This is a genomic window from Bacillus sp. GbtcB10 (genome assembly GCF_019091365.1).
GTDB classification, from domain to species: domain Bacteria; phylum Bacillota; class Bacilli; order Bacillales; family Bacillaceae; genus Bacillus; species Bacillus altitudinis.
Window position 1 is genome coordinate 1 of record NZ_JAGXJP010000219.1, and the last position, 261, is coordinate 261.

1 protein-coding gene is annotated in these 261 nt (G+C 33.7%); it reads right to left on the bottom strand.

The window, feature by feature from the left end; genetic code table 11:
• Nucleotides 1-261: urease accessory protein UreH domain-containing protein (locus KVT11_RS20140; RefSeq protein WP_217609176.1), on the bottom strand; the 261-nt coding region annotated here is incomplete at both ends.

Genomic DNA, 261 nt, shown 5'->3' on the forward strand with positions numbered 1-261 from the left:
GACCTATAAATCTACGAAACCATGGAAAGTATGAAGTTAATGATTGTTGTACTTCTTTCCCTAGAAACCATACTAATAATCCAAGGGACGTAAAAGCTACTATTTTCCCTAAAGTAAATAACAAAATATGCTTCCAAGAGATACCTTTCTGTAGAGACTGATTTCCATAGAGAGTCATTGCACTAATGTTTCCTGTCAATTGACATGGTGCAAGAGTACCTACTACACCTAATAAAAACGAAAAAAGAATAGGTATTGATT